Source organism: Brachybacterium sp. P6-10-X1, assembly GCF_001969445.1.
GTDB lineage: Bacteria > Actinomycetota > Actinomycetes > Actinomycetales > Dermabacteraceae > Brachybacterium.
The window spans coordinates 193763-212338 of sequence record NZ_CP017297.1; the positions used below are offsets into that span (position 1 = coordinate 193763).

Below are 18576 nucleotides of genomic sequence, written 5' to 3' on the forward strand. Positions count from 1 at the left end.
CGGCGTGAGCACCGCGGCGCCGCGCCCCTGCCCGGACGGGCTCCCCGAGCGACTCCGGGGGGACGACACCCTGGTGATGGGCGTCCTGAACGTCACCCCGGACTCGTTCTCCGACGGCGGGGAGCACTTCGCGTCGGCCGACGCGATCGCGCACGGCCGCCTGCTCACCTCCCAGGGGGCGGCGATCGTCGACGTCGGCGGAGAGTCCACCCGCCCGGGGGCGCCCCGGGTCGACGAGGACGAGGAGCTGCGCCGGGTCCTGCCCGTGGTCGAGGCCCTGGCCGCCGAGGACGTCGTGATCAGCGTCGACACCATGCGCTCGTCCGTCGCGGCCGCGAGCGTCGCCGCCGGTGCCCTCATCGTCAACGACGTCTCCGCCGGCCGGGCCGACGCGGACATGGGCGCCGAAGCGGCGCGCCTGCGCACCCGTCACGGCACCCCGCCCGTGTTCATCGCCATGCACTGGCGCGGGCACAGCGACGTCATGAACGAGCTCGCGGTCTACGACGACGCCTCGCGCGAGGCCGCCACGGAGCTCGAGGACCGCCTGACCGCCCTGCGCGAGGCCGGGGTGGAGGACCGCTTCCTGGTGGCCGATCCCGGGCTCGGGTTCTCCAAGACCGGCGAGCAGAACTGGGACGTGCTGGCCGACTGGGCGGGGATCGCCTCCCACGAGCTGCCGATCCTCATCGGAGCCTCCCGCAAACGCTTCGTCAGCTCCCTGGGGGTCGACCGCGACGCCGCCACCGCTGCGATCAGCGCCTACAGCGCCGAGCACGGGGCCTGGGCCGTCCGGGTCCACGAGGTCCCCTCCTCGCTGGCCGCCGTCCGCGTCGGGGACCGTCTGCGCCGGAGCATGCGCCGATGACCGCCGACGCGCGTCCCGACCCCTCCCGCGCCGGGTCCGAGCACGGGTCCGATCGCGGCTGGCTCGACCGCATCGAGGTCACCGGGATCCGGGCCTGGGGACACCACGGCGTGCTCGCCGCGGAGAAGGAGCTGGGCCAGCAGTTCGTCGTCGACGTGACGCTGCACCTCTGGACCGCCCCGGCCGGACGCGCCGATGACCTCTCGCGCACCGTCAACTACGCCGAGGTCGCCGCCGCGGTGGCCGACGAGATCCGCGGCGGTCCCCACGACCTGGTGGAGACCCTGGCCGAGTCGATCGCGACGCGGATCCTCACCGGCGTCGGCCGCCCGCTGGTGCGCCGCGTCGGGGTGCGGGTGCACAAGCCCGCGGCCCCCGTCGGACTGCCGGTCGGGGACGTCGCGATCACCATCGAACGGGACGCCGCGCCGGTCCCGGCCGTGCTCGCCCTCGGCACCAATCTCGGGGACCGCCAGGAGCATCTGGTCCGTGCCCTCGAGCTGCTCGGGCACACCGACGGCATCGAGATCGAGTGGACGGGACCCGTTCTGGAGACCGCCCCCGTGGGCGGTCCCGACGGGCAGGGCGCCTTCCTCAACTCGGCGCTCGGCGTCCTCACCACACTGGGGCCCTTCGAACTGCTCGAGGCGGCCCGCCGGGCCGAGCGCGACGCCCGTCGCGAGCGCCTCGTGCGCTGGGGGCCGCGCACCCTGGACGTCGACGTGATCACCTACGGCGACGTCCGCAGCGACGACGAGGACCTGACCCTCCCGCACCCCCGCGCGCACCAGCGCGCCTTCGTCCTCGCGCCCTGGCATGCTGCCCGTCCCACCGCGGAGCTGCCGGGCCACGGTTCCGTGGCCGCCCTGCTGGCGGAGGCCGCGGACCGCGACGACCTGGCCGCCGGCCCTGCCCTGCCGGGGTTCGACCGACCGTGAAGCCGCTGAACGTCCCGCTCCTGGCGCTGATCGTCGTGGTCGGCGCAGGTTTCGGAGCGCAGATGCTGGAGACCCTCGCCGCCCGCGGCCACTCGCTGCCGATCGCCGGCTGGCTGACCACGGTGGTGCTGCTCGTGCTGGTGGGGGTGCTGCTGGCCTATGGACTCCCGCTGCGCCGCTACATGCTCGAGAGCGAGGAGCGCCATCTGCATCCGAGCCTCGCCCCGCGCCGGCACCAGATCGACCTCCCCACCGCGTTCCGGACCGTGCTGCTCGCACGGGCCTGCGCCTACACCGGCGCCGTCGTCGGGGGCATCTTCACCGGGCAGGTGCTGTACCTGCTCCTGACCGGCACCGGTGACCTGCTGCGGGCGACGCTGCCCACCGGGTCCGCCGCGATCTCCGGGATCGTGCTCGGGGTGCTCGGCGTCCTCGTCGAGCGCTGGGGCCGCCTGCCCCCGGAGGACGGCGAGAGCCCGACCGAGGGCGCCGGAGCCGGCCACTGAATCTCGGGGCCGGGTGAGCCCGGCAGCGCGATGAGCCGTCCCGGAGGGAGGGCCCCGCGGCGGGACCGACCTTCGACGGAGGACATGCCCACCGGGGTCGGAGCGCCCGGGGCGCGGCGAGGTGACACGATGGTGCTCATGAGCACCGTCCCTGACCCCGCCGCGCGATCCGCCCGGTCGGTGCGTCCCGCCCCCGCAGGAGACCTGATGAGCGACGATCCCGAGGGTCTCCTCGGCGCCGACGCGCTGCGCCCGGTCTCCCCGCGCCTGGTCCGCGCCCGCTACGTGGCGAGCGTCGCCGCCTACATCATCTGGGTGCTCATGATCGCCGGCGCGATCGTCGCCGCGGTGCTGACCACCTGGTGGTGGCTCGCTCTGATCGGCCTGCTGCCCCTGATCATCCTGCTCCAGAGCCTCCTGCTGACCCCGCGCCGGGTGCGGGCCATCGGCTACCTGGACGCCGAGGAGGACCTCTCGATCGCCAGCGGCATCATGTTCCGCGCCGTGCACACCATCCCCTACGGACGCGTGCAGTCCGTGAAGATCGACGAGGGCCCCGTGGACCGCCGCTACGGACTCGCGAAGCTCACGGTCAGCACCGCGGCCGGCGGGTCGACCGTGGTGCTGCCCGGCCTGCCCAAGCAGGAGGCCGAACGCCTGCGCGCTCTGCTGACCGACCGCGGCATCGAGATCATGGCCGCGCTGTGAGCACGCCCGAACCGCCTTCGGACCGCGTCCCGTCAGCCCCCGCCCCGGCGGGCGATGCCCCGTCGGCTCCCCGGAGCCGCACCCACCCGATCACGCCGCTGGTGACCGGCTGGAAGATCGTCGTCGGCATCGTCGCGGTGATCACGGCGCAGAACATCGCGCGGCTGATCGACGACTTCACCGTGACCCGTGCGCTCATCGGCGCCGGTGTGCTGCTCGCCGCGATCGTCGTCGCCATCGTGCTGTCCGGCGTCAGCTGGTGGTTCATGACCTATGCGGTCGATGACGACGGGGTCTCGCTGCACACCGGGATGATCAGCAAGTCCCGGCAGTACGCCCCCCGCGCCCGCATCGAGTCCGTCTCCGTGGAGCGCCCGCTGCTGGCACGGGTGCTGGGCCTGGCCAAGGTGCGCATCGAGCTCGCCGGCGGCGGCGAGTCCTATCTCGACATCGAGTACATCCGCTCCGCCGACGCCGAGCGGCTGCGTCGGCAGATCCTCGGCGTCGCCGCCCTCGCCGGGCCGTCCGCCCCGGGGACCTCGACCGGCCCCGCGGAATCCGGACCCGGCGCGGATATCGGAACGGGTGCGGATACCGGGACGGGCGCGGAGTCGGGAGCCGGGACGGAGCGTGCCCGGGACGAGCAGGCTGCACCTGCCGGCACCGGCACGCTCGAGGACGTGCTCTACGACGGCGTGACCGACGGCGAGCTGATCGCGAAGATCCCCACGGGGCGACTGATGCGCTCGCTGCTGCGAGATCTCGGGTTCCTCATCGGCACGATCATGAGTGTCGTGGGCGTCGTCGTCGCGATCGCCCTGGCCCTCTGGCAGGACGGCTTCTCCGTCGGCGTGATCATCGCGCTGCTGCCCACGGCGATCACGATCCCGAAGTACATCTTCGGACGGGTCGAGTCCGGCTGGGGCTTCGTCTCCCGCCACACCGAACGCGGCCTGCGGATGCGCCGCGGGCTCGCGAACACCCGCACCGACAACATCGCCTCGGGGCGCATCCAACGATTCGTGATGCGTCGGCCGCTGCTGTGGCGCGGCCCCGCCTGGACCGCCGTGTCCGTGACCGTCTCCGGGATCGACGACGCCGGCGAGAACGGCGCCGAGAACGTCCTTCCCGTCGGCACCCCGGAGGAGCTGGGCGCCACGCTCGGCCACCTCGCCGTCCCGCTGGGGACGAGCGACGACCTCGGGACGCTCGAGCACCTGATCACGGCGCGAGCACGCGACATCGACGGACTCCGCACCCCGGTGCGGCCGTTCTGGATCGCCCGTCGTACCGAGGTCACCGTGCTGCTGCCGGGAGCGCTGATCCACCGCAGCGGCCTGCTGGCCAGGACCGTGGCGATCATCCCGCGCGAACGCGTCCAGGAGCTCACGCTCGAGGACGACCCGTTCGGCCACCGGCTCGGGGTGCTCGACCTGGCCGTGGGCGTCGCGGGGGACACCCCCCAGCGCCTCACCTCGCTCGCCCGCGAGAACGCCCGTGCTCTGCATGCCGTCCTGGCCCGCGATGCGCGCACCCTGCGACGTCATCGGGATCGCGAGCACTGGCCGCATCCCGCGCTGGGTCGCCCGGTCACCGACGCCCCTGCTGCTGACGCCACGGCCGAGGCGTTCCGGGAGGATCGATGAGCACACCCCGACTCGGGATCGGCGTCATCGGCGCCGGTCGCGTCGGCGCCGTGCTCGGCGCCGCCCTGCGGGCCGAGGGGCACGCCATCACCGGTGCCTACGCCGTCTCGGACGCCTCCCGCGAACGCGCCGAGGGCCTGCTGCCGGGCGTTCCGCTGCTGGACGTGCCGGCGATCGTCGAGCGCAGCGAGATGCTGCTGCTCGCCGTCCCCGACGACCAGCTGGGTCCGCTCGCCGCCGGCATCGCCGAGACCGGCCTGGCCCGGGGGGGACAGCTCGTCGTGCACACCTCCGGCCGCTACGGGACACAGGTGCTCGAGCCCCTGGCCGGGGCGGGCAGCGCCACCCTCGCCCTCCACCCCGCCATGACCTTCACCGGCACCCGCGCGGACCTGTCCCGGCTGATCGGCTGCCCGATGGCGATCACCGGCTCACCCACCTTCCTCCCGGTCGCCGGCGCCCTCGTCGTCGAGCTCGGGGGCGAGGCCGTGGTGCTGGCCGAAGGTGATCGTCCGCTCTACCACGCCTCCCTCGCCCACGCGGCGAACCATCTCGTGGTCCTCGTGGACCAGGCCCGCGAGGCGCTGGCGCGGCTCGGGGTCGAGGACCCCGGGGCGTATCTGCGCCCGTTGCTGGAGGCCGCGCTCGACGAATCCCTGCGGCACGGCTCACGGGCGCTCACCGGCCCGGTGATGCGCGGCGACACCGGGACCGTGACCGCGCACCTCGAGGCGCTCGACGACCTCGACGCGACCGGGATCGACGGGGAACGCGGCGACACCGGCGACACCTACCGCGCCCTGGCGCGGGCGGCCCTGACCCGTGCGAGACTCCCGGAGGGCACCCGGGTTCAGATCCGGGAGCTGCTCGCCGAGGACCCGCCGACGGAGGACGCATGAGACAGGACCGGAACGCATGAGCCAGGACCCCGAGACGGAACCGCTCGCGAGCTCCCACCGTGCGCGAGGCGGGACCGTGCGTCCGGCCACCACGGTGGTGACCACGAAAGCGCAGCTGCGCGACGCGCGAGTCGCCCTGGACGGAACCGTCGCCGCCGTGTTCACCATGGGCGCTCTCCACGCCGGCCACCTGGCGCTGGTCCAGCGTGCCCGGGAGATCGCCGATCACGTGATCCTGACCGACTTCGTCAACCCGCTCCAGTTCGGCCCGGGGGAGGACTACGAGGCCTACCCGCGTCCTCTCGCGGAGGACCTCGCCCTCGTCGACGGGCTGGTGGACCTCGTCTTCGCCCCGAGCGTCGAGGAGATGTACCCGGTGCTGCCGCCGACTGTCTCGGTGACCGCGGGGCGCGCCGGCACGGTGCTCGAGGGAGCGGCCCGTCCGGGGCATTTCGACGGCGTGGTCACCGTCGTCGCGAAGCTGCTGCACCTGACGGCGCCGGACGTGACCGTGTTCGGTCGCAAGGACGCCCAGCAGCTCGCGATCATCCAGCGTCTGGTCGCCGACCTCGACCTGCCGGTGAGGATCGAACCGGTCGAGATCCAGCGAGAGCCCACGGGCCTGGCTCGTTCCAGCCGCAACGTCTACCTCACCGAGGCGGGGCGGGAGCGGGCCCTGGCCCTGTCCCGCACGATCATGGCCGCTCGGGCCGCGGCGCCGTCGGTCGCGGCGATCCGTGCGGTGCTGGAGGAGGCGACGGCCCGCGCCGAGATCGACTGGGTCTACGCCCTGGCGCTGGATCCCGCGACCCTCGAGGAGATCACCGAGGATCATCGCGGCGAGGTGCTCGTGACCCTGGCCGGACGGGTCGAGGGCACCCGCCTGCTGGACGCCGCTGTGGTGGTGGTGACAGCACCCTGAGCCGGCGGACGCTTCGCAGGGCGGTGATGCGACAATGGAGACCATGAACGAGAACGCGCCTGCCTCCGACCCGACGGACACCTCCGACCAGGTCGCGGTCCGCAAGTCCAAGCGGGAGCGACTGCTGGAACGCGGGGAGGAGCCGTACCCGGTCTCGGTCCCGGTGACCACGACGATCGCCGCGGTGCGCGAGGGCTACGGTCATCTGGAGGCCGGCCAGGAGACGGACGACCTCGTCGGCGTCGCCGGCCGCGTCGTGTTCCAGCGCAGCACCGGCAAGCTCGCGTTCGTCACCCTCCAGGACGGCGAGGGCCGACGCCTGCAGATCATGGCCTCCCTCGCAGTGCTCGGGGAGCAGCGTCTGGCCGATCTGAAGACCGACGTCGACCTCGGCGACCACGTCTTCTTCCACGGTCGCGTGGGAGCCTCCCGCCGCGGCGAGCTGAGCGTGTTCGCCGACTCCTGGCGGATGGCCGCCAAGGCCGTCCGGCCGCTGCCGGTGCTGCACGCGGAGCTGTCCGAGGAGTCGCAGGTCCGCCACCGCTACGTCGACCTCATCGTGCGCCAGCAGGCGCGGGACACCGTGCGCCGGCGCGCCGAGGTGATGCATTCGCTGCGCACCTCCTTCCACGACCGCGACTTCGTCGAGGTCGAGACGCCAATGCTGCAGGTGATCCCCTCGGGGGCTGCGGCGCGGCCGTTCGTGACCCACATGAACGCCTTCGACCTGGACCTCTACCTGCGGATCGCTCCCGAGCTGTTCCTGAAGCGGGCAGCCGTCGGCGGCCTCGAGCGCGTCTTCGAGATCAACCGGAACTTCCGCAACGAGGGCGCTGATTCCACTCATTCCCCGGAGTTCGCGATGCTCGAGGCGTATCAGGCGTACGGGGATTACGACACGATCGGCGATCTGACCCGCACCCTCGTCCAGGAGGCGGCCGAGCGCGCGACCGGGTCCCAGGTGGTGACCCTCGCCGATGGCAGCGAATACGACTTCTCCGGAGAATGGGCGAACATCACCGTCTACGGTTCCCTCTCCGAGTCCCTCGGCGAGGAGATCACCCCCGAGACCGCTCCAGAGCGTCTGCGCGGGATCGCCCGTTCCCTGGGACTGGAGCTCGACCACCCCAAGTACGGGCACGGCAAGCTCGTCGAGGAACTGTTCGAGAACCGGGTCGGCGACGGCCTGTACGAGCCGACGTTCGTCCGGGACTTCCCTGTCGAGACCAGCCCGCTGGTGCGCGAGCACCGCTCGACGCCGGGCGTGGTCGAGAAGTGGGACCTGTACGTGCGCGGTTTCGAGCTGGGCACCGGGTACTCCGAGCTCGTCGACCCCGTCATCCAGCGCGAACGCTTCGCCCAGCAGGCCGCCCTGGCGGCCCAGGGAGACGACGAGGCGATGCGCCTGGACGAGGACTTCCTCGAGGCCATGGAGTACGCCCTGCCGCCGACGGGCGGCATGGGCATGGGCCTGGACCGCCTGCTCATGGCCCTGACCGGGCTGGGGATCCGCGAGACCATCCTGTTCCCCCTCGTGAAGCCGGAGGCCTGAGATGGACAGCGGATTCTGGTACGAAGCGGGTTCCCTGCTCCCGTCGATCGGCGTGGGACTGTTGTTCTGGTTCGTGATGCGTGCCATTCTGCGCTCCGATCGACGGGAACGGGAGGCTCAGCGCCAGGCCGATCAGGATTACCGGGAACGGAACGACTCGGATGAATAGTGTCACCGTGCTTCCACATTCCTGGGTGTCGGATTGATATCTGTCCGTTATTCGTTGATACTGGCTCACGCCGACGGCGCCGCATGGCATCGTCGGACCTGAATACCCACATCAGCGAGGGAGAACCCCTATGGCACGGAAGACTTACGTGGAGCTCGTCGACGATCTCGACGGCGGCACCGCCGCGGAGACCGTGAGCTTCGCCGTCGACGGCGTCGCCTATGAGATCGATCTGTCCGAGGACAACGCCCGGAAGCTCCGCGAGGAGCTCGACGGCTGGGTCACGAAGGCCCGCCGCGTCGGCGGCCGCCGCAGCCGCGGCACGGGCTCTCGCTCGGGCAGCTCCAACGACTCCGCGCGGATCCGCGAGTGGGCCCGCTCGGCCGGCTACGAGGTCCCCGACCGTGGCCGCATCTCGGGCACGATCCGCACGGCCTACGAGGAGGCGCACGCGAACTGATCGCGTCCCCCTCGTCCGGGGATCATCCCCCGACAGCACGAGGCAGCGGTCACCAGCCCGGTCACCAACCCCGGATCGACCAGCCGGCGCTGCTCTCCGCCCCCGGTGCCAGGGACACCACATCGATCCCGCTGCGGAACGCGTCGGGCGGGCAGGTCATCGGTTCGACGGCGAGGCCGAGACGGTTGTTCTCCGGCTCCGGACGGTCTCCGGTGTGCACCTGCAGCCAACCGCACTCCTGCCCGGCGCTGAGCGCCACCCCGGTGCCGCCGGGCGCGGTCACCGTGACCGACAGCCGACCGGCCTCGTCCCGGCCCAGATCGGTGAAGGCGTGGTCGATGAACGTCTCACCGATGACCCGGGGCTCGCGGAAGTCGAAGGCGCTGCCGGGGGCGACGGGCTCGGTCCCTGTCGGCAGCAGGCGATCCTCGGTGACGGTGAGCACCGTCCCGGCGGTGACCTGCAGCGACCACGCATCCAGAGCCCCCGGCCCCGCCACCAGATACGGATGTGGGCACACGCCGTACGGGGCGTCCCGGTCGCCGAGGTTGCGGGCGGTCACCGTGGTGGTGAGCCCGTCCTCGGCGTCCAGGGAGTGCTGGACGGTCAGCAGCAGGTGGAAGGGATACCCGGGGGAGGGGACCAGCTCGGTGCGCAGCACGATCGTGTCCTCGGCGACCGTGACCGGGGTGAAGGACTGGAAGGAGACCAGCCCGTGCAGGGCGTTCCCGCGCTCGGGTTCGTTCAGGGCCGTCTGGATCCGCTGCCCGTCCCAGGTGTAGGCCCCGTCGCCGATCCGATTCGGCCACGGCGCGACGACCGCGCCGCGGTAGAACTGCATCGGTCCCTGCTCGGGATTGCGCACCAGCAGGTCCCGCCCCCCGACGGTGAGGGACTCGAGGATCGCGCCGACCGTGGAGACCTCCGCCCGGTAGGTCCCGGCGGCGAGGGTGTACAGGTCTCCGCGGTCCCGGACGCCGACGACGTCCGTCCCCTCGGTGCTCGCGCTGGTGCTCATGCTGTCCTCTCCTGGGCCTCGGTCAGATCGTGCTGCTCATCGTGGTGCTGGTCCTGTACCTGCTGCTCGTCGTGGTGCTGGTCCTGATCCTGCTGCGGGGCCGGGGGCTCGATCAGGACCACCTCGAGCCGACGCGGGCCGTGCACGCCCTCGACCCGGCTGAGCTCGATGTCGCTGGTGGCGCTCGGCCCGGAGATCATGGTCCAGGGAGCTCCCGGGTCGGTGCCCATGCGCTCGACCGCTTTGGGGACGCCGAGGACCACCTGCTCAGCGTCGACCACCACCACGTGGCGGTCCGGCACCAGTGAGATCGCTCGCCGTCCCCCGAGCTCGTCGCCGCGCAGGACGATCGTGCCGGTCACGGCGATCGCGGTGTGGCAGCCGGTCAGGACCGCGTCGATCCGGTCGAGGGCCCGGGGGCCGGTGCTGCCGTCGTCCCGGGACACCGCGATCTCCAGCTCGTCCGTCCACGAGGCGGGGACCCCGGGCGATGCGATGACGCTGCGGGCGTCTCCGAGCGCCTCGGCGATGGTCGCGGAGAGCTTGGCGGGCGTCGTGCGGTGGACGACGGCGGTGTAGTCCTCCAGGCGTCGGACCAGCACGTCGCGCATCTTCGCCGGCTCCGTCGTGACCTCCGGCTTGCCGTCGGCGCGCTGGTAGGTGCGGGGGACGTCCTCCGCCTCGGTGACCTGGTCGCGGCGCGGCGCCGCCAGCGCCGTGCGCACCCGGGCCAGGATCTCGTCCTTCGCGCTCAGCCCCGGGGTGCGGGCAGGACGCTGGTCGTCCCAGTCGTTCATGCCTGCTCCTCGCCCTGCGGGCCGTCCGAGCCGGCGTCGTCGGAGCGGGTCTTCTCCCGGGCGTCCCACCAGCTGCGGAACGAGGGGCCCGGCTTGGGCAGATCGCGGTGATCGGTCCACCCCGGCACCAGGGGGACGATGCCTGGCAGCTTGCCGATGTTCGTACCGGGCAGGAGCTTGGTCAGCGGCCCGGCCGAGCGCACGGCCTTGTCGTAGGCGCCCGGGGAGGACATCAGCGTGCTCGCCCCCTTCATGGCGACGTCCCATCTCCCGCGGAACTGTCCGCGGGTGTCGCGACGCCCGTCGACGTCCTCGGCGCGCAGGTGCACCAGGATCTTGGGGATGTCGATCTTGACCGGGCACACGTCGTAGCAGGCACCGCAGAGGCTCGAGGCGTAGGGCAGGGACGTGCTCGGATCGTCCGGTCCGTTCATCCCCGTCATCTGGGGCGAGAGGATGGCGCCGATCGGGCCGGGGTAGGTCGAGCCGTAGGCGTGCCCTCCCGTCCGGGCGTAGACGGGGCACACGTTCAGGCAGGCGGAACAGCGGATGCAGTGCAGGGCGCTGCGCCCCTCGGGGTCCTCCAGCACCGCGCTGCGCCCGTTGTCCAGCAGCACCAGATGGAACTCCTCGGGACCGTCCCCCTCGGTCAGCCCGCTGAACAAGGTGGTGTAGGGGTTCATCCGCTCTCCGGTCGAGGAGCGCGGCAACAACTGCAGGAACACCTCGAGGTCCTCGAAGGTGGGGACGATCTTCTCGATCCCCACCACAGAGATGAGCGTCTTGGGCAGCGTGAGGCACATGCGGCCATTGCCCTCGGACTCCACGACCACCATCGTGCCGGTCTCGGCGACGGCGAAGTTCGCCCCGGAGATCGCGACCGATCCCGGCATGTCCAGGAACTTCTCGCGCAGGAAGCGACGGGCGGCCTCGGCGAGCTCCGCCGGGTCGTCGGTGATCGACTCGTCCAGATCGGGCATCGCCGCCAGGAAGATCTCCCGGATCTCGGCGCGATTGCGGTGGATCGCCGGGACCAGGATGTGACTGGGGGTGTCATCGGCCAGCTGCACGATGAGCTCGGCGAGATCGGACTCCACGGCGCGGATCCCGGCGTGGGCGAGCGTCTCGTTCAGGCCGATCTCCTGAGTAGCCATCGACTTGACCTTGAGCACCTCCTCGGCACCGCGCTCGAGAGCGAGACCGGTGATGATCTCTCCGGCCTCCTCGGCATCGCGAGCCCAGTGCACCACGCCACCGGCGGCGGTCACCGACTCCTCGAGCTGTTCGAGCAGCTCCGGCAGATGATCGGTGACCTGCCACTTCAGGGCGCTGCCGGCGTCGCGCAGCTTCTGCCAGTCGCGCACCTCGCGCACCGCCGAGGCACGCTTGGAACCGATGGTGGCGGTGGCCGTGCGGAGGTTCTCGCGCAGCGTCGCATCGTCCAGCTCGTCCCTCGCCGCCTCGGGGAAGGAGCGCGATCCGCGCAGGTTCGAGGACGGTGAGGCGTGCTGGGGACGGACGGACGGGATGCCGAGGTCGATCGTGTTCATGCGGCCGTCTCCTCCTGTTCGTTCCTCGCAGCTCGTCGACCGATGCTGACTTCTGCGGTGTCGTTGCCATCGAGCGCTGTCGCAACGACACCGCAGATCTCGGTCGGAGAGAGTGGACGGATGGTCATGAGGCCTTCCCCAGGATGGTCTCGGCCGGGACGAAGGGGTCCTCCCGGGTCGAGGCGAGGATCTGCGCGAGGTGGATGGCGCGCGGTGCAGCGTCGGTGCGGCGCAGCTTGCCGCCGATGTTCATCAGGCAGGAGGCGTCGCCGGCGACCACGTACTCCGCGCCGGAGGAGACCACGTTCGCGGCCTTGTCGGTGACCATCGCATCCGAGGTGGCGTCGTTCTTGACCGAGAAGGTGCCCCCGAAGCCGCAGCAGGTGTCCGACTCCTCCAGCCGCTTCATCTCGAGCCCCTCGACCGCGCGCAGCAGCTTCAGCGGTCGCGGACCGACCTTGAGCACCCGCATCGAATGGCAGGTGGGGTGGTAGGTGACGCTGTGCGGGAAGTAGGCCCCGACGTCGGACACCTTCAGCACGTCCACCAGAAGCTCGGAGAGCTCGTAGGTCTTCGCCGAGACCGCCGCAGCCCGCTGCTCGAGCTCCTCATCGCCTTCGTGCCGGGCCACCAGCCGGTGCTGATCGCGCACACAGCCCGCGCAGGACCCCGAGGGCATCACGATCGCGTCGACCGAGTCCAGGGACGGCTCGAAGGTGTCCACGAAGCTGCGCACCACCGGCGCCGCCTCCGTGTAGTAGCCGGTGTTGGTGTGCATCTGCCCGCAGCAGGTCTGGCGCTTGTCGAACACGACCTCATGGCCCAGTCGCTCCAGCACGGTCACGGTGGCCCGGGCGACGTCCGGGGCCATCACGTCCACCAAGCACGTGGTCATCAGCGAGATGCGCATCCGACATCCTTCTTCCTGGGGGTTCCTGCGGTCGTCCCGAGCGCCGGGAGGGTGGCTCCCGGCGCACCGGGTGGATCAGCGGTGCTCGAGGCCCAGTGCCGCGGCGGTGTCGGCGAGGCTGCGGTGCGCGGCGTCGGGATCGTCCGAGAGAAGCGTGCCCCAGCTCGGCACCATCTGGGCGATGCCGGGGCGCCAGCCCTCGATGCGGTCGGGGAACATGCGCTCGAGGAGGTTCAGCATGATGCTGGTCGCGGTCGAAGCACCCGGGGACGCACCCAGCATGCCGCCGATCGACCCGTCGGCCGCGGTGATCACCTGGGTGCCGAACTGGAGCACGCCGCGCTTGTCGGCATCGGGGGCGATCACCTGGACGCGCTGGCCCGCGGTGACCTCCTCCCAGTCCTCCATCTGCGCCGAGGGCATGTACTCCAGCAGCGCCTCGAAGCGCTGGCGACGCGTCGCGGCGAGCTGGGAGCCCAGGTAGACCATGAGATCGAGGTTGGGAGGGGCGACGGCCATCATCTGCGTGATGTTGGAGGGCTTCATCGAGGCGAACAGGTCCATGTAGCTGCCGGACTTGAGGAACTTCGGGGACCAGCCGGCGTAGGGGCCGAACATCAGCGAGCGGCGGCCCTCGACGTACCGGGTGTCGAGGTGGGGGACGCTCATCGGCGGGGCGCCGACGCCGGCCTTGCCGTAGACCTTCGCATCGTGGCGGGCGATCACGTCCTCGTCGGTGCAGCGCAGCCACTGGCCGGAGATCGGGAACCCGCCGAAGCCGCGGATCTCCTCGATGCCGGACTTCTGCAGCAGCGGCAGGGCGGCGCCGCCGGCCCCGACGAAGACGAAGGGGGCGCGGATCACGCGGACCTCGTCGTCGGAGGTGTCGCGGACCATGACGCCCCAGTCGCTGCCCATCCGGCGCAGGTCGATGACCTCGCTGCCGGTCGAGACCGTGGTGCCCACGCGGCCGGCGTGCTGCAGCAGCTGATGGGTCAGCGAGCCGAAGTCGACGTCGGTGCCGTCGGGCGAGCGGGTCGCACCGATGGTCTCGGTGACGGGCCGCGACTCGGTCACCAGCGGGGCCCAGTCGCTCAGCTGCGCATGCTCGGAGGTGAACTCCATACGGTCGAACAGCGGGTTCGCCGTGAGCGCCTCGTGCCGGCGGCGCAGGTAGTCCACGTTCTCGATGCCGTGCACGAAGCTCATGTGCGGCACCGGGTGGATGAAGGTGGAGGGGTCGCCGATCTTGTCGTTCTCCACCAGGTGCGCCCAGAACTGGCGCGAGACCTGGAACTGCTCGTTGATGGTGATCGCCTTGGCGGGGCTCACCGAGCCGTCGACGTCCTGCGGCGTGTAGTTCAGCTCGCACAGGGCGCTGTGCCCGGTGCCGGCGTTGTTCCACCCTTGGCTGGACTCCCGGCCGAGATCGTCCAGCTTCTCGAGCACCACCACGTTCCAGTCGGGTTCGAGTTCGGTGAGCATCGCGGCCAGGGTGGCGCTCGCGACCCCGCCGCCGATCAGCACCGCATCCGCACGGGTCACATCCAGGTCTGCCATGTCTCTCCGTTCCAGCTGTCTCGGGGCGCGCCCGAGGGTGGGGCGCGATCCTCGCGCAGCCCCGGGTGGTCTGCCGTCCAGGGTATCCCGTGTCCCGGCGGCTCGACCGCATGGCCCGGACCGGAGCCGTCGGAGCTCAACCGGCAACGCCGCGGCGGGCCTCCAGGTCCGTCAGCAGCAGTTCGATGCGCCGGCCCAGCAGCACCGTCGCACCCTCGATCGCGGTTGCGGCGCCCACCAGGAGCCCGACCGGCCAGACCAGGGAGCATACGGCGATCCAGGCGGCCAGCCCGAGGACGACGGCGATGAAGTGCACGGGCAGGGTGCCGGGCAGCAGCAGAGCGAGGCGCCAGGAGACCGGCAGGTCCTGACGGCGCACCCGGGGCACGGCGACGAGGACGGCGGCGGAGACGGTGGACCAGGCGGCGCTGATCACGGCGAGACCGGCCAGGACGATGGTGGCCGCCGAGCTCGGAACCGCTCCTCCGAGCACGATCCAGAGCATCGCTGCGGAGCCGGTCTGCACCACCATCAGGGGGAGAAGTCGCAGGTTCGCACTGACCAGCTGGTGTCGCCAGCTCTCCCACATCACCGTCGACACCCTCACCTTCGCTCCGTATCGGGAGGCGCGGAAGGCATCGGCCGCGGCGACGCTGGCCGGTGCGATTCCCAGCACGACCAGACCCAGGAGGCTGAGCAGGGACCAGACGAGGTTCACGCGCAGCACCAGCCAGACCTGGTCCACGGCCTCGTTGAATCGTGTGACCCAGACGGGTACCTCGGCGGGCCCACGGGACGGGCGGGAAGTCGTCATGGGCTGAGGCTACACGTGCCCCCACAAGACACCCGATGTCTTCTTGCCACAGACACCCGATGTTTGATGGGATGGAGGGATGGAAACAGCTCCGCACGGCATCGCCGTCGACCCTGAGCCCCTCCGTCCCACCCCTGAGCAGCTGCAATGGCAGAGGGATGGTCTCGGCGTCTTCTTCCACTTCGGGATCAACACCTTCGCCCAGAAGGAGTGGAGCAACGGTTCCGTGCCCTCCGACCTCTTCGCGCCGACGGATCTCGATACCGATCAGTGGGTGCGCACCGCCAAGGACCTCGGCGCCGTGTACGTGATCCTCACCGCCAAGCATCATGACGGCTTCTGCCTGTGGCCCACCGCGACCACCGACTACTCGGTGGCCTCCTCCCCGTGGCTCGGTGGCGAGGGCGACGTGGTGGGGGAGCTGGCTGCATCCTGCCGAAAGTACGAGATGAAGCTCGGACTGTATCTCTCGCCCTGGGACCGCAATGCCCCGCAGTACGAGGACCCCGAGGCCTACGACGAGTTCTACCTCGCCCAGCTGCGGGAGGTGTGCACGAACTACGGCGAGCTGCATGAGCTGTGGTTCGACGGTGCTGGCTCGGCGGGTCGCGAGTACGCCTGGGACCGCATCGGCTCGCTCATCGCCGAGCTGCAGCCGCAGGCGATGGTGTTCAACATGGGCCCGGCCACCATCCGCTGGATCGGCAACGAGGACGGGCTCGCCTCGGACCCGGTCCAGTACGTCACCCGCTCGACCGACCTGAACCAGTACGACCCGGACGTGGTTGATCTCGGCGCGGCCCGTTACCTGCCCCCGGAGTGCGACGTCTCCCTGCGCAACGGCTGGTTCTGGCAGGAGGCGGAATCACCCAAAGAGCTCGCTCACCTGCTGGGGATCCACGACCGGTCGATCGGTTTGGGCGCGAACCTCCTGCTGAACGTCCCGCCGGACCGGACCGGACGCATCGGAGAGGACGACGCCGCACGCTGCCGCGAGCTGCGGGCCGCCCTCGACGCCCGGTTCGGGGCGCCGACCTCCGCGACCGTCCGGGCAGAGTCGGACGGTCACGTGCGCCTGGAACTGCCGGCGACGGCCGGGACCTGGTTCGACCATGTCGAGCTGCGGGAACGACTCGAGGATGGCCAGCGGGTCACCTCCCACCGGATCGTCACAGACGACGGGCAGCTGGTTGCCGAGGGCGGCACCGTGGGTGTCCGACGCATCCACCGGCTGGCCCGCCCGTTGAGCACGCGCACGCTCCTGGTCGAGCTGGTCGGTGACGGCGCGATGCTGGAGGCAGCCTGCGTCCACGACGCCAGCGGGGCGCCGGTCCCGCAGCTCGACGAGTCGAACAGGGCATCGTCGGCGGCACCGGTGGACTGAGCCGGCGAGGAGCCGGCGTTCTCGGGCACCGGCCCCTCGCTCTGATGCCTTCGGCTCCTCGCTCCGGGGCGAGCGGGAGGGTCACCGAGGATCGTTCAGGCCTGGTTCGTGTCGGCCTCCGAGAGGACCTGGAGGTACTGGTCGACGCCGGCGTTGGACAGAGAGGTGAGGTAGGACTCCCAGTCCGCGTCGGAGTCCGGGTCGAGCTCGCCCAGGCACATGCTGGTCGCCCCGCGGACGTAGGCGGCGTCGATGTTGGTGCGCAGTTCGCCGACCTGTGCGGCTTGGTCCTGATCGAAGAACGGGGCGATGAACAGCGCCTCGGGTTCGGCCCGGAACTCCTCGTACAGCTTTCCGGCGCGGTAGAGCATCGGCTCGAAGCTGGTCATCTCGTCGACCGCCTCACCGTGGCGCACGTCCAGCGCCAAGTTGAACACTCCGTGCTCCTCCCATCCGACGTTGCGGGTCTCCTTGCGCTGGGGCACCTTCTTGTACAGGGCAGGACGTTCGTCGATCCCGATGTCGCCCTCGGCCGCCCAGGTCCAGAAGTCCTCCTGCGGGCCCAGTCGCATCGACAGCGTCGACAGCAGCCCGAGCTGGAAGTCGGCCCAGCGCACCAGGGTCTCCGGATCGGCACTGTCGGCCGGGATCACCATGCCCACCGATCCGGCACCGGGCGGGTCGTCCCAGGCGATGACGGGATCGCCCTCCGGGCCGGCGAAGGGACGCAGCGGCGCGAACTCGCGATAGCGCGCCTCGGGATCCGTGTAGTCGACGGTCGCGAAGTTGCCTTGGGACACGCCCTGGCACACCCCGATCCGGCTGCCTGCTCGAGCCATGCCGAGCCGGATCAGCTGTTCGCTGGTCTGGGTGAAGGCATTGCGGTCCAGGAGATCGCCGCGCACCAGGCGGGCGGCGGCGCGGAAGACATCCCGCATGGCAGGGTCCGTCGGCGTGAACACGATCGTGTCCCCGTCACGGCGCAGCTGGTTCACGCCGAGATCGAGGTGGGCGGCTCCCAGCAGCTGCAGCGGGAGGTTGTCCTTCCATCCCGACATCGGCCGGATCTCGGGGTCCGCCTCCTTCATCGCCGTGAGCATCTGCTCGAACTCCTCGAGCGTCGTGGGCTGCTCGCTGAACCCGGCCGCCTCCATCGACGGCGTGTGCACCCAGGTCCGGAAGGCGGAGGACTTGCAGTGATAGCACTGGTTCAGTGACGGGAAGGCGTACATCGCACCGTCCGGGGCGGTCCACGCCGTGCGGAAGTCCGGGTTCTGGGCGAAGACCTCCTGGAGCTCGGGAGCCAGGCGGTCGATGAGCTCGTCCAGGGCCAGGAACAGCCCCTGCTGCCCGTAGACGTACAGCTCCGACTTGGTGAAGCCGCCCATCCACTCCGGGCCCAGCATCAGCGCGTCGGGCAGCTCCCCGCCGGCGAGGATGGCGTTGACCTTCGGGGCACCCTCGTCGCCGCGAGGCACGGTCCCGTACTCGATCTTCACCCCAGTCTTCTCCTCCAAATACTTCGAGAAGAGGTTTGTCGCCGGTTCGAAGTTGGCCACGCTGCGGGTGATCACCGACAGGGCGGTGCTGCCGTCGCCGAAGGGCTCGCTCTCCCGCGCCTTCGGGCCGACATAGCCTTCCGGGTAGGGGACTCCGTCGATCTCGGGGCCGAGCTGGACCTCGAGGGAGGCGCTGCCCTGCTCGTAGTCCACCTGGGGCACGGTCGCCGGGCCGGCGGCGTCGCCCCCGGAGCAGCTGGCGAGAGCGGCCCCGAGAGGCAGGGCGGAAGCGCCGGCCAGCAGGGTGCGGCGACGCAGTGGTGAGGTCGCGGTGGTGGGTTCGGGTCGTGGGGTCATGATGATCTCCTGACGTCGT

17 protein-coding genes are annotated in these 18576 nt (G+C 71.0%); 10 read left to right on the forward strand and 7 right to left on the reverse strand.

Annotated elements, in window-relative coordinates; translation table 11 throughout:
- Positions 1–4 precede the first annotated feature (4 nt).
- From folP to BH708_RS00905, 9 genes are all read left to right on the forward strand, one after another.
- A complete protein-coding gene (gene folP / locus BH708_RS00865; protein WP_076805856.1) occupies positions 5–868 on the forward strand; it encodes a dihydropteroate synthase in 864 nt (287 codons plus the stop codon).
- The gene (gene folK / locus BH708_RS00870; RefSeq protein ID WP_083713149.1) at positions 865–1806 is read left to right on the forward strand and encodes a 2-amino-4-hydroxy-6-hydroxymethyldihydropteridine diphosphokinase; all 942 of its coding nucleotides are present in this window, start codon (positions 865–867) and stop codon (positions 1804–1806) included. Before folP ends, folK begins: the two co-directional genes overlap by 4 nt.
- Positions 1803–2312: a DUF3180 domain-containing protein gene (locus BH708_RS00875; RefSeq protein ID WP_076805858.1), complete on the forward strand. Its 510-nt coding sequence runs from the start codon at positions 1803–1805 to the stop codon at positions 2310–2312. Before folK ends, BH708_RS00875 begins: the two co-directional genes overlap by 4 nt.
- Before the next feature lie 207 nt (positions 2313–2519).
- Positions 2520–3020, forward strand: a complete 501-nt coding sequence (locus tag BH708_RS00880; protein ID WP_253705433.1) for a PH domain-containing protein — start codon at positions 2520–2522, stop codon at positions 3018–3020.
- A gap of 101 nt (positions 3021–3121) precedes the next feature.
- A complete protein-coding gene (locus BH708_RS00885; protein ID WP_076805860.1) occupies positions 3122–4666 on the forward strand; it encodes a PH domain-containing protein in 1545 nt (514 codons plus the stop codon).
- A complete protein-coding gene (locus tag BH708_RS00890) occupies positions 4663–5565 on the forward strand; it encodes a Rossmann-like and DUF2520 domain-containing protein (RefSeq protein ID WP_076805863.1) in 903 nt (300 codons plus the stop codon). Before BH708_RS00885 ends, BH708_RS00890 begins: the two co-directional genes overlap by 4 nt.
- A 16-nt stretch (positions 5566–5581) precedes the next feature.
- Entirely contained in the window at positions 5582–6487 is a 906-nt protein-coding gene (gene panC / locus BH708_RS00895) for a pantoate--beta-alanine ligase (protein ID WP_083713153.1), read from the forward strand.
- A 43-nt stretch (positions 6488–6530) separates the two neighbouring features.
- A complete protein-coding gene (lysS, locus tag BH708_RS00900; protein WP_076805866.1) occupies positions 6531–8039 on the forward strand; it encodes a lysine--tRNA ligase in 1509 nt (502 codons plus the stop codon).
- A gap of 299 nt (positions 8040–8338) precedes the next feature.
- Entirely contained in the window at positions 8339–8668 is a 330-nt protein-coding gene (locus tag BH708_RS00905) for an Lsr2 family protein (protein WP_076805868.1), read from the forward strand.
- Positions 8669–8729: 61 nt separating this feature from the next.
- Here BH708_RS00905 and BH708_RS00910 read toward each other — a convergent pair whose 3' ends face one another.
- From BH708_RS00910 to BH708_RS00935, 6 genes are all read right to left on the reverse strand, one after another.
- Positions 8730–9686, reverse strand: coding sequence for an aldose 1-epimerase family protein (locus BH708_RS00910; protein ID WP_083713154.1), 957 nt, complete (start codon positions 9684–9686; stop codon positions 8730–8732).
- The gene (locus BH708_RS00915) at positions 9683–10483 is read right to left on the reverse strand and encodes an LUD domain-containing protein (RefSeq protein ID WP_083713155.1); all 801 of its coding nucleotides are present in this window, start codon (positions 10481–10483) and stop codon (positions 9683–9685) included. The genes BH708_RS00910 and BH708_RS00915 overlap by 4 nt, the downstream gene beginning before the upstream one ends.
- Positions 10480–12033 (reverse strand): lactate utilization protein B, encoded by a 1554-nt coding sequence (locus tag BH708_RS00920; RefSeq protein WP_076805870.1) that lies wholly within the window; start codon positions 12031–12033, stop codon positions 10480–10482. The genes BH708_RS00915 and BH708_RS00920 overlap by 4 nt, the downstream gene beginning before the upstream one ends.
- A gap of 124 nt (positions 12034–12157) precedes the next feature.
- A complete protein-coding gene (locus BH708_RS00925) occupies positions 12158–12943 on the reverse strand; it encodes a (Fe-S)-binding protein (protein WP_076805872.1) in 786 nt (261 codons plus the stop codon).
- A gap of 75 nt (positions 12944–13018) precedes the next feature.
- The gene (locus BH708_RS00930; RefSeq protein ID WP_076805874.1) at positions 13019–14503 is read right to left on the reverse strand and encodes a malate:quinone oxidoreductase; all 1485 of its coding nucleotides are present in this window, start codon (positions 14501–14503) and stop codon (positions 13019–13021) included.
- A gap of 136 nt (positions 14504–14639) precedes the next feature.
- Entirely contained in the window at positions 14640–15317 is a 678-nt protein-coding gene (locus BH708_RS00935; protein ID WP_083713156.1) for a DUF624 domain-containing protein, read from the reverse strand.
- Positions 15318–15396: 79 nt separating this feature from the next.
- On the opposite strand from BH708_RS00935, the gene BH708_RS00940 reads away from it, so the two are divergent.
- Complete coding sequence (locus tag BH708_RS00940) at positions 15397–16701, forward strand: alpha-L-fucosidase (protein WP_076805878.1); 1305 nt, start codon at positions 15397–15399, stop codon at positions 16699–16701.
- A 95-nt stretch (positions 16702–16796) separates the two neighbouring features.
- Here BH708_RS00940 and BH708_RS00945 read toward each other — a convergent pair whose 3' ends face one another.
- Positions 16797–18557: an extracellular solute-binding protein gene (locus tag BH708_RS00945; protein WP_076805880.1), complete on the reverse strand. Its 1761-nt coding sequence runs from the start codon at positions 18555–18557 to the stop codon at positions 16797–16799.
- Positions 18558–18576 lie beyond the last annotated feature (19 nt).

Excerpts from the sequence above, each read along its gene's own strand:
- folK (WP_083713149.1), top strand. The coding sequence starts at position 865 with ATGACCGCCGACGCGCGTCCCGACCCCTCCCGCGCCGGGTCCGAGCAC.
- lysS (WP_076805866.1), top strand. The coding sequence starts at position 6,531 with ATGAACGAGAACGCGCCTGCCTCCGACCCGACGGACACCTCCGACCAG.
- BH708_RS00925 (WP_076805872.1), bottom strand. The coding sequence starts at position 12,943 with ATGCGCATCTCGCTGATGACCACGTGCTTGGTGGACGTGATGGCCCCG.
- BH708_RS00915 (WP_083713155.1), bottom strand. The coding sequence starts at position 10,483 with ATGAACGACTGGGACGACCAGCGTCCTGCCCGCACCCCGGGGCTGAGC.
- BH708_RS00930 (WP_076805874.1), bottom strand. The coding sequence starts at position 14,503 with ATGGCAGACCTGGATGTGACCCGTGCGGATGCGGTGCTGATCGGCGGC.
- BH708_RS00905 (WP_076805868.1), top strand. The coding sequence starts at position 8,339 with ATGGCACGGAAGACTTACGTGGAGCTCGTCGACGATCTCGACGGCGGC.
- panC (WP_083713153.1), top strand. The coding sequence starts at position 5,582 with ATGAGCCAGGACCCCGAGACGGAACCGCTCGCGAGCTCCCACCGTGCG.
- BH708_RS00880 (WP_253705433.1), top strand. The coding sequence starts at position 2,520 with ATGAGCGACGATCCCGAGGGTCTCCTCGGCGCCGACGCGCTGCGCCCG.
- BH708_RS00940 (WP_076805878.1), top strand. The coding sequence starts at position 15,397 with ATGGAAACAGCTCCGCACGGCATCGCCGTCGACCCTGAGCCCCTCCGT.
- BH708_RS00910 (WP_083713154.1), bottom strand. The coding sequence starts at position 9,686 with ATGAGCACCAGCGCGAGCACCGAGGGGACGGACGTCGTCGGCGTCCGG.
- BH708_RS00920 (WP_076805870.1), bottom strand. The coding sequence starts at position 12,033 with ATGAACACGATCGACCTCGGCATCCCGTCCGTCCGTCCCCAGCACGCC.
- BH708_RS00945 (WP_076805880.1), bottom strand. The coding sequence starts at position 18,557 with ATGACCCCACGACCCGAACCCACCACCGCGACCTCACCACTGCGTCGC.
- BH708_RS00890 (WP_076805863.1), top strand. The coding sequence starts at position 4,663 with ATGAGCACACCCCGACTCGGGATCGGCGTCATCGGCGCCGGTCGCGTC.
- BH708_RS00935 (WP_083713156.1), bottom strand. The coding sequence starts at position 15,317 with ATGACGACTTCCCGCCCGTCCCGTGGGCCCGCCGAGGTACCCGTCTGG.